The 13291-nt window shown below is 57.7% G+C and carries 8 protein-coding genes; 2 read left to right on the top strand and 6 right to left on the bottom strand.

The window, feature by feature from the left end:
• Positions 1–2820, top strand: coding sequence for a cation-transporting P-type ATPase (locus DBV39_RS05070; RefSeq protein WP_108620613.1), 2820 nt, complete (start codon positions 1–3; stop codon positions 2818–2820).
• Between the two features lie 157 nt (positions 2821–2977).
• On the opposite strand, the gene DBV39_RS05075 is transcribed toward DBV39_RS05070, so the two are convergent.
• Both DBV39_RS05075 and DBV39_RS05080 read right to left on the bottom strand, forming a co-directional pair.
• The gene (locus DBV39_RS05075; protein ID WP_108623097.1) at positions 2978–5353 is read right to left on the bottom strand and encodes a Tex family protein; all 2376 of its coding nucleotides are present in this window, start codon (positions 5351–5353) and stop codon (positions 2978–2980) included.
• Between the two features lie 493 nt (positions 5354–5846).
• Positions 5847–6635 (bottom strand): enoyl-CoA hydratase/isomerase family protein, encoded by a 789-nt coding sequence (locus DBV39_RS05080; RefSeq protein ID WP_108620614.1) that lies wholly within the window; start codon positions 6633–6635, stop codon positions 5847–5849.
• Positions 6636–6941: 306 nt separating this feature from the next.
• On the opposite strand from DBV39_RS05080, the gene DBV39_RS05085 reads away from it, so the two are divergent.
• Positions 6942–7754 carry an IclR family transcriptional regulator gene (locus tag DBV39_RS05085; RefSeq protein WP_227870819.1) on the top strand — a complete coding sequence of 271 codons (813 nt, stop codon included), beginning with the start codon at positions 6942–6944 and terminating at the stop codon, positions 7752–7754.
• A 95-nt stretch (positions 7755–7849) separates the two neighbouring features.
• On the opposite strand, the gene DBV39_RS05090 is transcribed toward DBV39_RS05085, so the two are convergent.
• The 4 genes from DBV39_RS05090 to DBV39_RS05105 all read right to left on the bottom strand — a co-directional run bounded on the left by DBV39_RS05090 (position 7850) and on the right by DBV39_RS05105 (position 13144).
• Positions 7850–8863: a Bug family tripartite tricarboxylate transporter substrate binding protein gene (locus DBV39_RS05090; protein ID WP_159078811.1), complete on the bottom strand. Its 1014-nt coding sequence runs from the start codon at positions 8861–8863 to the stop codon at positions 7850–7852.
• Positions 8864–9108: 245 nt separating this feature from the next.
• Positions 9109–10341: a CaiB/BaiF CoA transferase family protein gene (locus DBV39_RS05095; RefSeq protein WP_108620617.1), complete on the bottom strand. Its 1233-nt coding sequence runs from the start codon at positions 10339–10341 to the stop codon at positions 9109–9111.
• 355 nt (positions 10342–10696) lie between these two features.
• On the bottom strand, positions 10697–11875 hold the full coding sequence (locus DBV39_RS05100; protein WP_227870820.1) for an acyl-CoA dehydrogenase family protein: 1179 nt from the start codon (positions 11873–11875) through the stop codon (positions 10697–10699).
• Between the two features lie 192 nt (positions 11876–12067).
• Positions 12068–13144, bottom strand: coding sequence for a Bug family tripartite tricarboxylate transporter substrate binding protein (locus DBV39_RS05105; protein ID WP_159078812.1), 1077 nt, complete (start codon positions 13142–13144; stop codon positions 12068–12070).
• Positions 13145–13291: the final 147 nt, after the last annotated feature.

Raw genomic sequence — 13291 nt, forward strand, 5'->3', positions numbered from 1 at the left:
ATGAGCAAGAACGAGAACAGCAAGAAAGAAGGCTGGCAAGCCAGCATACCGGATGAGAGTCTCGACCCCGGTCAGCATAAACGCAGGAAAGCCGGAAAATCCGACAAAGGAGGCACTCCCTCGCCGGTCGTCTGGCACACCCTGCATGCCGACGAAGTGCACCAGCGGCTTGAAACCAACCCCAAAGGCCTGAGCGCAGAGCAGGCAGACGAGCGCCTGCAAAAACACGGGCCCAACCAGCTCGCCCAGATCAAGCGCCGTTCTGCCTGGATGCGTCTGGCCATGCAGTTTCACAATATCCTGCTCTACGTGATGATGGGCGCCGCGCTGATCACCGCGTTTCTGGGTCACTGGGTGGACACCGGCGTATTGCTATTTGCCGTGGTGATCAATGCGGTCATTGGTTTCATCCAGGAAGGAAAAGCCGAGAACGCACTTGAGGCCATCCGCAACATGCTCTCGCCCCACGCGACAGTGATCCGGGGTGGGCAGACCACCGAGGTCGACGCCGCACACCTGGTGCCGGGTGATGTGGTTGTTCTGGGTTCTGGCGATCGTGTCCCCGCTGATGTACGCCTGTTTCACGCCCGCGAACTGCGCGTGGAAGAAGCGGCATTGACAGGAGAGTCATTGCCGGTCGAGAAATCCACGGACGCGCAACCAGCAGACGCACCACTAGGCGACCGGTTTGGCATGGCTTACTCGGGCACCATGGTGGTACACGGGCAGGGCAGAGGGGTCGTGATCCACACAGGCAAACATACCGAGATCGGTCGGATCAACCAGATGCTGGTAGACGTCCGATCCCAGAGCACCCCGCTCGTGCGCCAGATCGACAAGTTCGGGCAGATGCTCGCGGTTGCGATACTGTTGGTCTGTGCGCTCACCTTCGCACTAGGCACATTCTGGCGCGGCAATGCGCCAGCAGACATGTTCATGATGGTCGTTGCGCTGGCCGCCTCGGCGATCCCGGAAGGCCTGCCAGCGATACTGACGGTCACGCTCGCACTGGGCGTGCAACGCATGGCGCGACAAAACGCGATCATTCGCCGACTGCCAGCAGTTGAGGCCTTGGGCTCGGTCACGGTGATCTGCTCGGACAAGACCGGTACGCTCACCCGTAACGAAATGACCGTGCAACGGATTGTCAGTGCGAATCATGTCTATGAAGTGAGTGGTGTCGGATATGCCCCGCGCGGTGAAATCACCCACGACGGTCACATCGTCGATCTGGAGACCGACCATGCACTGGCACTGGCTGTTCGCGCCGGCGTCTTGTGCAACGATGCGCACCTGTATCGGGAAGACAAGGCCTGGAAAGTGATGGGTGACCCGACAGAAGGCGCATTGCTGGTTCTGGGGGCCAAGGCGGGGTTCAGTCAGGACCTGGGTGAGCAGGCCTGGCCCAGACTCGACGTGCTGCCGTTCGAGTCGCAGCACCGCTTCATGGCGACCTACCACCGAAACACGGATGACAAGCCCTGGATATTCGTCAAAGGTGCCCCGGAAGTCATTCTGGATATGTGTGAGCGTGAGTACGCCAATAGCGATCTGGCCCCTGTGAACGTGGATCAGTGGCGACGCATGGCCACCGACACCGCTGCGGTTGGCCTGCGTGTGCTGGCGCTGGCCTGCAAGCAGGCAGCGCCCGAAGGAGACGGGCTTGGCTTTGCCGACACGCGATCTGGATTTTTTATGCTGGGTCTTGTGGGGATCATCGATCCACCGCGCGAAGAAGCCGCACTGGCTGTCGCGCAGTGTCATGAAGCGGGTATCGCGGTCAAGATGATCACAGGCGATCATGCCGAGACAGCCCGGGCAATCGGAGCCCAGCTCGGTATTGGTGTGGGCAAGCCGGCTGTCACGGGCGCAGAAGTAGCCATGATGGATGATGCAACGTTGCGCAGTGTGGTCATGAACGTTGATGTCTTTGCCAGAGCCAGTCCGGAACACAAACTGCGTCTGGTTAAAGCCCTGCAGGGCGCCGGGCAGGTGGTCTCGATGACTGGCGATGGCGTCAACGATGCGCCCGCACTCAAGCGCGCTGATGTCGGTGTGGCGATGGGCATGAAAGGCACCGAGGCGGCCAAGCAAGCCAGTGACATGGTGCTGGCAGACGACAACTTTGCAACCATTGCCATAGCAGTCAGACAAGGGCGTGCGGTCTACGACAATCTGAAGAAATTCGTGTTGTTCATGCTACCAACAAACGGTGGCGAAGCACTCGTGGTCATTGCTGCCATTCTGTTCGAACTGGCGTTGCCGCTGACTGCGGCCCAGGTCTTGTGGATCAACCTCGTGACCTCGAGCGCACTGGGCATGGCGCTGGCGTTCGAACCGGCAGAGTCCGGCATCATGAAACGGCCTCCGCGCCCACCCGGGGAGAAACTGCTCAACGGATTCTTTGTCTGGCGCGTGATCATGGTTTCCGTACTGATGATGGCCGGTGCACTGGGACTCTTTCTGTGGGAATACGAACACGGCACATCGCTTGAAACGGCCCGTACCATGGCGGTCAATGCGGTGGTAATGTGCGAGATGCTTTATCTGATCAACAGTCGCCACATTTACGACTCAGTCATGAACAGGGAAGGGCTGTTTGGTAACCGTTATGTTCTGCTGGCGATCGCGGCTTGCGTGCCACTGCAACTGGCCTTTACCTATCTGCCCTGGATGAATACGGTGTTTGGCTCGGCTCCTTTACAACCGATAGACTGGCTGAAAGTGCTTGGTGCGGGCTTGTTGGTATTCTTCGTATCCGAAATCGAGAAGTTTGTGATCCGTCACACGGGATTGCGCAAGCGACTGCTGGGTGCCTGAACGAAGCGTGAGCAGCAAATTCAGATCATCTGTGACAGACCTCGCGACCTGGGCGAAATCAGGAAACCGGAGAACCCGGGAAACCAGGAGACCAGCCCCCACCCAACCGTACTTACCGACGGTTGGGTGGGAGGGGGGGCTCGAAAGGCCCCTGGTTCTAGCGCTTGAGTTTTGCAAATGCAGCCGCCATCGCGTTATCCTGAGGTGCAGGCTGAGCCGCACGGCCGGTCGCAGCGCCACGATTCTGACGCGAACCGCCTGAAGGCTTGGTGTCAGCCGTTCTGGCCGGGGCGTCATCAGACAGGCGCATTGTCAGTGCAATGCGCTTTCTCGCCTTGTCGACCTCAAGCACCTTGACCTTGACGCTTTGGCCGGTCCTGACCACATCCCTTGGATCCTTCACGAACCGCTCGGACAAAGCGGAGATGTGGACCAGCCCATCCTGATGCACGCCAATGTCCACGAACGCCCCGAAGTTGGCAACGTTGGTCACAACGCCTTCCAGAATCAGGCCAACCTTCAGATCGTCAATGGACTCGATACCGTCTTCAAACTTGACTGTCTTGAACTCCGGGCGCGGATCCCGGCCTGGTTTCTCCAGCTCGGCCAGAATATCGGTGACCGTCGGCACGCCAAACCGCTCGTCGGTGAACTCGGAAGGTGACAGGCCCTTGAGTGCGGCCTGGTTACCCATCACGGCTTTGACATCGGCCTGGATCCGGGCCAGAATTTTTTCTACAACGGGATAGGCTTCAGGGTGAACAGAGGACGCATCAAGCGGGTTGTCTCCGCCACTGATACGCAGAAACCCTGCAGCCTGCTCAAACGCCTTCTCTCCGAAACGCGGCACCTCCATCAACTGCTTGCGACTGCGAAACGCGCCTTTGCTGTCCCGGTACTGGACAATGTTCCTGGCCAGCGTTGCGTTCAGTCCCGAGACATGCGTCAGTAGCGCAGGTGAAGCAGTGTTGACATCCACCCCCACCGCGTTCACGCAGTCTTCGACAACGGCATCAAGGCTTCGGCCAAGCTCACGCTGATTGACGTCATGCTGATACTGTCCCACACCGATTGCCTTGGGCTCGATCTTGACCAGCTCGGCTAGCGGATCCTGCAATCTGCGTGCAATCGAGACAGCCCCCCGAAGACTGACATCCAGATCCGGAAACTCCTTCGCCGCCAGTTCGGAAGCCGAGTAAACCGAGGCGCCTGCTTCTGAAATCACCATGCGCGCCAGATCGAGATCAGGCTGTAGTTCACACAGCCTGGCAACCAGTCGTTCAGTTTCGCGTGACGCGGTACCGTTGCCGATAGCCACCAGCTCGATTTTGTGTTGCCGTACGATGCGAGCCAGCGTCTGCAAGCTGCCATTGACGTCGCGTCGCGGTTCAAATGGATAGATGGTTGCTGTTTCAACAACTTTGCCAGTCGTGTCGATGGCAGCCACCTTCACGCCAGTACGAATTCCGGGATCCAGGCCCATCACGGCCTTGGTGCCAGCCGGCGGGGCGAGCAGCAAGTCCTTCAGATTTGCAGCAAAAACACGGATTGCCTCGGTCTCGGCCTGTTCACGCAACTGGGAAATAAATTCCATCTCGAAGTGCATGGCCAGCTTGACCCGCCACGCCCATCTAGACACGTCAGCCAGCCACTGTTGGCGAGGCGTCGCATGGGGCCCAAACACACCGTCGTCCAGTCCATTATGTTCGGCGACAATACGGATACACGGATGTGGGACCAGCGCCTCTTCAGCCTCTGGTAGCGCAACACGCAAGTCCAGCACGCCTTGCTGGCGACCACGCAACATCGCGAGCATTCGGTGCGAGGGCACCGAGCGCAGCGGTTCACTGAAATCAAACCAGTCCCTGAAGTTGGCGCCTTCGCTTTCTTTGCCTTCAATGACCTTGGCGTAAAGCTGACCTTTCTGGGCGATGAGCGCACGCAATCTGGCAACCAGATCAGCATCCTCTGCAAACTGCTCGGCCAGAATGTCGCGCGCTCCATCCAGAGCGGCCTTCTCAGTGGCAACCCCCTTGTCGGCGTCAACATACTGCGCTGCCAGTACTTTCGGATCCGCGTCGGGATCGCCCAACAATGTATCAGCCAGCGGTTGCAGACCTGCCTCGCGTGCAATCTGGGCACGGGTGCGTCGCTTTGGCTTGTAGGGTGCGTAAAGATCCTCGAGTCGCTGCTTGCTGTCAGCCTGCTCGACTTCCTTGGCGAGCGAAGCAGAAAGCTTGCCTTGCTGAGCGATCGAGCTGGCGATAACGTCACGACGGGCTTCCAGTTCCTGCAGGTAAAGCAGACGGACCTCTAGCTGACGCAAGACAGTATCATCCAGGCCACCTGTCACTTCTTTACGATAGCGGGCAATAAAAGGAACAGTTGCTCCGCCATCAATCAGTTCCATGGTCACACTGACTTGTCGGGGCTGCACGCCAAGCTCTGTGGCAAGCTGTTGCACAATACGCTGGTGGATCACCTGAGCGTCGCGTGGGGTGTACTCTTGTGGCGCTGGGGTTGGATCGGTCATAACTCTTCTGGTTGAAAGTTCAAACATTGATTCAAGCGCAGCAATTGTGCCACACACGCCGCAGGCACTCAGACTGATCCTGCGTTTTACTTTTCACTCCGTTGCACAGCCCCCGTGCTCCACTCAAGTCATGCGTGTAAGTAATGGGTCATGCGGTAGTGGGTCATGCAGTAAAGGGTAAAGCGCTTTACCTGACATACACGCGGAGCGTAGTTCAGCGGTAGTTCAGAGTAGTTCAGTGCTGCTGCGTGCCGGACAGCGCCGACAGGCGACCAGACGCCCGGGTGACGGGACTGGAGCAGGGGAGTTTCAAGAGCTGTGGCCAGCAGGGAGGTCAGCAGGAGGGTCAGCAGGAAACACGCAAACAGCGAGACTGGCGATCACGCCTACGACCAGTTTCGATCAATGGGTCGATCTGCGTGACGACCGGGCAGGGTGGCATACCGATCATGACATATTCTCGGCCCACCCGCCCACACACTTTCGGAACGCCTTACTTGCCCTTGAAAACGGGCTCGCGCTTATCCTTGAACGCGTTGACCGCTTCCTTATGGTCTTCGGTCGTGTACATCGAGGCCATGTGCGAAGCCGCCATATCCAGGTGGGTCCGGATGTCGAGGCTCGCGCCTTGTTTGACTGCACGCTTGATCATGCGCACGGCCACAGGAGGTTGCGCAGCAATCTTTGCTGCGAGCTCGTAAGTCGCTTCCATCAACTGGTCATCTTCGACAACCTGGTTGACGATACCGATCCTTTCAGCTTCTTCAGCACTGACCCAGCGCGCAGTCCAGAACAGCTCAAGCGCTTTAGGCGTACCCACCAGTCTTGGCAGATACCAGCTGCCACCGTCACCGGCAAACAGCCCGACCTTCAGGTATGTCTCGGCAAACTTGGCACTACGGGCGGCGACACGCAGGTCGCCCATCAGTGCCATGTCCATGCCAGCACCTGTGGCCACACCGTTGACCGCAACAATCACCGGCTTGTCGATCTGCTCCAGGAGCAAGGGGATCTGATGCACGTAATCCGACAGGAAAAGGCGGCGTGAATAGGCGCTGTCTTCGGTGCGGTTCTGCATATTGCCAACGTCACCACCGGAGCAAAAACCCTTGCCGGTACCGGTCAGGACGATCACATAGACGTCCTCACGGTCCTTGCACTCGCGCAGCGCGTCAGCCCAGGCCTTGAGCATCTCGGGCGTAAATGCGTTGTAGCGGTCGGGACGGTTCAGGCGAATCGTCGCAATACGGTCCTTGACTTCAAATACAAGCTGATCAGTCATACAGATAATCCTTATAAAAACAAACAAAAATGAAAAGCGATCAATGGCGTTCTGTCCCGATGCTACCAAGGCCTGAAGAGTGCCATTGAACGATACTGGATGCCATTCAAAGACAATTCACACATGCCCTTCATCCACAACACCGGCTGAGCGCTAGCCCAGGCTGCGGATCGCGTACCTTCGCGCGCAATCCGGTCAAATCGAAATAATGCCCGATGGCGCACCTGGCATCCGGCTCGCTTGCCACCACGGCAAACACGCGTACTGTGCAACCGCGATGGACGGCAAAATGGGATAATTCGCGTCATGACAAACCCTTCCAAGCCTATGACTCAAAAATCCGAACCTGGCGTGGCTGCAGTCAACCGTGCGCTCACCATCCTGATGGCATTCGAGAACAGTGTCGAAGGCATGAGTCTTGCCGAACTGAGCGCAGCGACTGGCCTCTACCACAGCACCATCTTGCGACTGTGTGACTCGTTGTTGCATTACGGGTTCCTGGTCAGACTGGAAGATGGTCGTTTCAAGCTCGGCTCCACACCGTTCTTTCTCGGCATGCTGTACCAGGAGTCGTTTCGACTCTGGGACCATGCGGCACCAGTCCTGCGCGAACTGGTTCGCGTCACCAAGGAAACTGCGGCTATCTACATTCGAGACGGCGATGAACGTGTCTGCCTGCACCGGATGACGCAACCGCGTAGCGTGCTGATGCATGTCCGTGAGGGCGAACGTGTCGAACTGCACAAGGGTGCTGCCGGCAAGATCATGCTGGCGTTTGCCGGCGAGCCAGGTGAGGAGTTTGATCAGATCCGAAAAGCTCACTACGCACTTTCCCTGGCGGAACGCCGCTCCGAGAGTATCGGACTCGCATGCCCGGTGTTCGGCGTACAACAAAAACTCATCTGCAGTATTTCCCTCGGCATGCCGTTGTTCCGTCTGAACCGGCAAGTGTTTGAAGCGGCATTACCCCTGGTCATGCAGGCCGCAGCAGACCTGACGCGTCGCCTTGGTGGTAACCCTTCTGTATTCGACCCGCCTTACGCGACGTACGAAGGTCCGGTTCTTCCGGAAAGAGGGGAAGCCCCCCTGCAACACCCGACAGACTCAACACTGGAATAACCGCGAATCACCGAAGCCGTGGAGAAGCAGACAGGCGTTTGAACCACAGCGGCTGAGTGAGCACAACCGGGTTCAAGCGCCTGTGGCGGCATACCTTAGTTCAAACTGATATTGCGCTCCTTGGCCAGTGTGCTCCACTTGGTCAGCTCACTATCAACAAAGGTGCGAAACTCCTCGCTGTTCATCTTGCTCGGCTCTGACGCTTCGTTGGCCAGCAACTTGATCATCCGTTGCGAACTGGTGACCTTGACGATTTCCTGGTTCAGGTAATCAACCAGCTCCCTGGGCGTGCCAGCCGGTGCATACACACCCCACCACACTTCAACAGAATAGCCAGGCACCGATTCAGCGATGGTCGGCAGCTCAGGGAAGAATTTTGAAGGCTCGGGTGAGGTCACGGCAATCGCCTTGACACGTCCGGCATCGAGCGATCCACCGAGCGAGGCCGGTGTCGTGATCATCAGTTCAATTCTTCCACCCATCATGTCAGTCAGACCGCCTGCAATTCCCTTGTACGGGATGTGCGTCATCTGCGTATCAGCCAGCGAATTGAAAAGCTCGGCACTGAGCTGGCCAATCGAGCCGATTCCGGCTGATCCATAGTTGACCGGAGAGGTTTTTGCGGTCTTGATCAGCTCAGGAATGGTCTTGAACGGAACCTCGGTATTGGTGACGAGCAGCATTGGACCGCGTGCCACCAGCGCGACGGGTTCAAACGATGTGCGCACGTCATAGGGCAGTTTGCTGTCGACTGCAGCGCGGGTGACGAACGAGTTAGAACTGAACAGCAGTGAGGAGCCGTCTGGTTTGGCGCGCGCCACGTCATTGGACCCGATGCTCCCGCCTGCACCAGCCTTGTTCTCGATGATGAACGACCGGCCGAGGTTCTGGCCAAGCTGCTCAGCCAGTGCCCGTGCGTACACGTCATTGCTGCCACCGGGTGTAAAGGGCACCACAATCCGGACGACGTCCGGAAGCTGTGGAGTGTTTTGTGCCAGCGAGGCACTGCTGGACAGAACTGTGCCCACTGCGAGCAGGGCGCCAGCCAGCACCTTCAAAGAGCGGCTTGCCGATGCCAGCCGACCTGGCTGGGTGACTGCATGTGTCATGGTTGTCTCCATAGTTGACATGATGATTTGGGATAAGCGGGGTACTTGGGATATTCGGTTTTCTTACTTGTCCGAATTTCTGGATAATTCGCAGTGATTGCGCGTCTAACGTAAGGATCATCCGGATGGCAAGGTGATGCCATACGGACGTTTGTCTGACGCCTGCCGGTACTGACATGAACTTGTATTGATGTCTATCTGTAACGGCGCCGACCTGCCAGCATGGATGATCTGGCAGGCAGGCCTCAGATCACCTCCTGCTCGCGCAGTGACTGAAGCTTCTCGTCAGACAAACCAAGCCACTTGCCGTAAATTTCCTGATTGTGCTCTCCGAGCAGCGGACTTGAGACGGTGGGTACCTGTTCGGCACCATGGATGCGAATCGGTGTGGTGGGCAGAACAATTCGGCCGAGATCCCGATCGTCAAACCACTCCAGTGCACCGCGCTCGTGCATGTGCGGGTCACTCATTACTTCGTCGAGTGTGCGCACAGGCGCGGCGGGAATGCTGAATGCCTTGCTCAGCGCAAACAGCTTGTCCCGGCTCAACGTGCGAGTCCAGCTCTCGACAAAGTCATCGGTGTTCTGGATGTTCTCGACCCGTGCCTTGTTGGTTGACAGCAGCGGATCGTCTTTGAGATCTTCGCGGCCCATCGCCTTGAGGATATTCTGCCAGTGGTGTTCGGTCGCGCAAACGACGGCGATGTGACCGTCAGCCGCCTCATAAACGTTGTAGGGAGCGAGGGCAAGTCCGCCATGCCGGTTACCCACACGCCCGGACGGCTTGCCTTGCTGGCGGTAGACCAGGCCCAGGTTCGACGCCAGGGTCGGATACGCAGTCTCCTGCATGGACACCTCGACCAGTCGTCCCTTACCCGTGCGGGTGCGTTCGAACAGCGCCGTCACGATACCGGCGTAAAGATGCACACCACTCAAAAAGTCCACAACCGATGCGCCACTTCGAAGGGGAGGACCATCTGGCGTACCCGTCACGCTCATGATGCCCGAAGACGCCTGAATAGTGACATCCATGGCCAGATTGCCCTTGTCGGGTCCGGTGATACCAAACCCGGTACCCGTGCCGTAAATGAGGCGCGGATTAATCTCGTGCAACACATCCCAGCCGATACCAAGCCGATCCATGACGCCAGGTGCAAAGTTCTCGACCACCACGTCAGCGTGCCTGACCAGCTCCTTGAAAAGCGCCTTGCCTTGCTCCGTTTTAAGGTTCAGGGTGATGCCCTTCTTGTTGACGTTGAGCATGGCCATGGGCAGCGATGCACCGCCACTGACTTTGGCCCGAAGTCGCGTGGGTTCACCGTGAATTGGCTCGATTTTGATGACTTGCGCGCCGGCCTTGGCCATCAGAAACGTGGCGTAGGGTCCCTGATAAACCTGCGTCAGATCGACCACCACCACACCGGCCAGTGGCCTGTCTGCTATTTCGTTTGAGTCGTTTGAATGATCTTGTGGAGTCATTTACTCCATCCCCCGGTTTTAGCCAGACAGATGCCTGTCGCACATTGCCTGTCTGGTCGTTGTTATTCATAACCGAACGTTTTAGCGTCCAGCTTTACTCAATGCGTCATTACTCGATCGTCAGCAACGCCGGGTCCAGCGCATGCTTTCATGGCTGTACAGTGCACTGCCTCTGGATGTTTTGCATACGTTCGGACGAGCATGACTGCGAGCGCGCCCGTCGGGATCGCGACTGCTTACGGTCACTTGAACGAAATATCGGCGCAAAACCTACTCGTCAGTCTGGGCCAATCCGAACGAAAGACGAGCCGACGCGGAGCTTTCAGGCTCACACGCCGGCTAGCCGACTACCTGATTACTTGATGCTCTTCAGGTAGCGTCTGGCCAGCGACATCCGGTGCACTTCGGATGGACCTTCGTACACACGCATGACGCGAGTCCGCTGAGCCATCAGATGCAGCGGCAACTCCTTGGTGACACCCATCGCGCCAAACGTCTGCATGGCGTGGTCGATGATCTCTGATGCCATCTCGGTGGCGTAGACCTTGATCATGGATGCTTCGGTCCGGATGTCCTCACCTGCGTCCTGCTTGCGTGCGGCCTCCTGCACCATCAGGCGGCAAGCGTGCATTTTGATCGTGGCGTCAGCAATCCACCACTGAATCGCCTGACGATCTGCCAGCAGGGCACCGAATGTCACGCGTTGCTTTGCGTGCTCAGCCATCATTTCCAGCGCACGGCGCGACATGCCCAGACACCAGGCGCCTATCTGCAGGCGGCGGATGTTGAGTCGTAGTTGCATCGGTGCAAATCCCGAACCGACTTCGCCCAGGATGTTGCTGGCCGGAATACGACAGTTCTCGAAGACCAGTTCGTAGGTGCGGTGGCCTGCCAGCATCGGAATCTCGCGCAGGATCTCAAAGCCAGGGGTACCTTTATCGACGATAAAAGCAGTGATCCCTTCGTGACGCTTGCCCGATCCGACACGTGCCATAACGATAGTGAAATCAGCGTACGGAACGCGGCTGACCCAGATCTTGCGGCCATTGATGACCCATTGATCACCGTCTTTTTCTGCGCGGGTGATCATGCCTGTGGGGTCACCACCTGCATTGGGCTCGGAAATCGCGATTGCCGACTTGGCAGTGCCTTCTGCGTAGGGCAGCAGGTACTTTTCGCGCTGCTCAGGCGTGGCAATCGCCATCAGCATGTGAAGGTTGGGCGAGTCGGGCGGAAACGTAAACGGGGTGACAGTGCGGCCGAGTTCCTCGTTGATTGCCACCAGCGGTACGGCAGGCAGGTTGGCACCACCAAACTCTTCGGGTGCATCCAGCGCCCACAGTCCCAGCTCCTTGCACTTCTTGAACAGTACCGCTTCCTCTTCGGGCAACAGGTGCAGATGTTCGCCGCGCACCTCGCGCTCAAGCACCGCAGCCTCCATTGGCATGAGTTCCTGGTCTACAAACTTTGCGACCAGGTCATGAATCATCCGGTACTCTTCCGTGCGGTCTTCGGTTTCTTGATGTGATTGCAAGTTTATCTCCTGTAAAAAAACTTCGGGCCGGGCAACAAGCAAACAGACCCTGAAGCAGAGACGAAGACACTGTCATCGTCCGTCATGAATACAAAACATGAGTAAAAAACCACTACGCCACTACGCCACTGCGCCACTACACCACTACGCGCGCCCGACCGGGTTGAACAAGCCAGACAAGAACTGACACTGCTACCTGGCCGTGATCCCCGCGTTCACTGCAATGTTTTTCGTCACAGCGATGTCGCGCTCGATCGTCTGCGCAAACGCCTGCGGACTACTGGTTTCGATCTGCAAGCCCAGTGACTCGATCTGCGCCTTGACTTGCGGATCCTGCACTGCAGCGCGCATATCCTGATTGACCCGGTTAACAATGCTGTCAGGCGTTCCGGCAGGCACCGACACCCCGAACCAGATCTTCATGTTAAATCCGGGAACATCCTGTTCCTGCATGGTCGGAACATCCGGAGCACTCTCGATACGTTGTTCGCTAGCGACCCCCAGCACCTTGAGCTTGCCCGACTGCACCAGAGAGCTAACCGAGGCTGGCGTGACAAACACCATGTCGATCTGGCCGCCAACCAGGTCATTGATGGCGTTGGCCGCTCCCTTATAGGGAACATGAAGAACGTCAGTACCCGACTTGAGCTTGAAGAGCTCAAGTGCAAGATGACTGCTGCCGCCAATCCCGGAAGAGCCCGCCGTCAGCGAACCAGGCTTCTCCTTTGCCAGGGAGACCAGACCTTTGACGGAGTCACTTGCAAAGTCGCTACGCGTGACCAGAACGATGGGAGCCCATCCCAGCTGCCCCACATGTTTAAAGTCTTCCTGCGCGTAACTGTTGCTCTCGCGCAGGGCGAAAGCATTGACGTTAGACCCGGGATTGGTCATCAGCAAGGTATATCCGTCGGCTGGCGCCTTGGCCGCCTGCGCTGCGCCAATCGTGCCACCGGCTCCCGCCTTGTTCTCGATGATAACGGGCTGATTCCACATCTGGGTGAGCTTTGCAGCGAGAATGCGAGCCACTGAATCATTGGAAGCCCCGGCAGAGTAGGGAACCACCCACTTGACCGCCTGATTCGGATAGTCAGCATCCGATGCGACGGCCCCCGTCGCTGAAAACATCATCGCTCCCGCCAGAATCGACGCGAAGCACGCAAAAAAAGATCGTCTGGACAGACGATCCACACAACCGGACAACCCGGCTTTCCTGTCTGCCCGGAACACATTGACCCGGCGATACTGCTTGCACATTTTCACTTTGTTCACTTTCGCCACTCCCCTGGCTTCCCGATCTGCCGCGACAGCGTCATCCGAGACGTCGTATCGTCAACTTGTCTGCTTGTCTGCTTGTCTGCGCGATACCTGCGTTACGCTGACATCATTGCGGCGTGAGACCGTAGCCTTGTCCACGAT

The organism is Orrella marina, assembly GCF_003058465.1.
Taxonomy (GTDB): domain Bacteria; phylum Pseudomonadota; class Gammaproteobacteria; order Burkholderiales; family Burkholderiaceae_B; genus Algicoccus; species Algicoccus marinus.

What these genes read in the sequence shown, in the direction of transcription:
- DBV39_RS05070 (WP_108620613.1), top strand. Translation starts at nt 1, where the DNA reads ATGAGCAAGAACGAGAACAGCAAGAAAGAAGGCTGGCAAGCCAGCATA.
- DBV39_RS05075 (WP_108623097.1), bottom strand. Translation starts at nt 5,353, where the DNA reads ATGACCGATCCAACCCCAGCGCCACAAGAGTACACCCCACGCGACGCT.
- DBV39_RS05080 (WP_108620614.1), bottom strand. Translation starts at nt 6,635, where the DNA reads ATGACTGATCAGCTTGTATTTGAAGTCAAGGACCGTATTGCGACGATT.
- DBV39_RS05085 (WP_227870819.1), top strand. Translation starts at nt 6,942, where the DNA reads ATGACAAACCCTTCCAAGCCTATGACTCAAAAATCCGAACCTGGCGTG.
- DBV39_RS05090 (WP_159078811.1), bottom strand. Translation starts at nt 8,863, where the DNA reads ATGACACATGCAGTCACCCAGCCAGGTCGGCTGGCATCGGCAAGCCGC.
- DBV39_RS05095 (WP_108620617.1), bottom strand. Translation starts at nt 10,341, where the DNA reads ATGACTCCACAAGATCATTCAAACGACTCAAACGAAATAGCAGACAGG.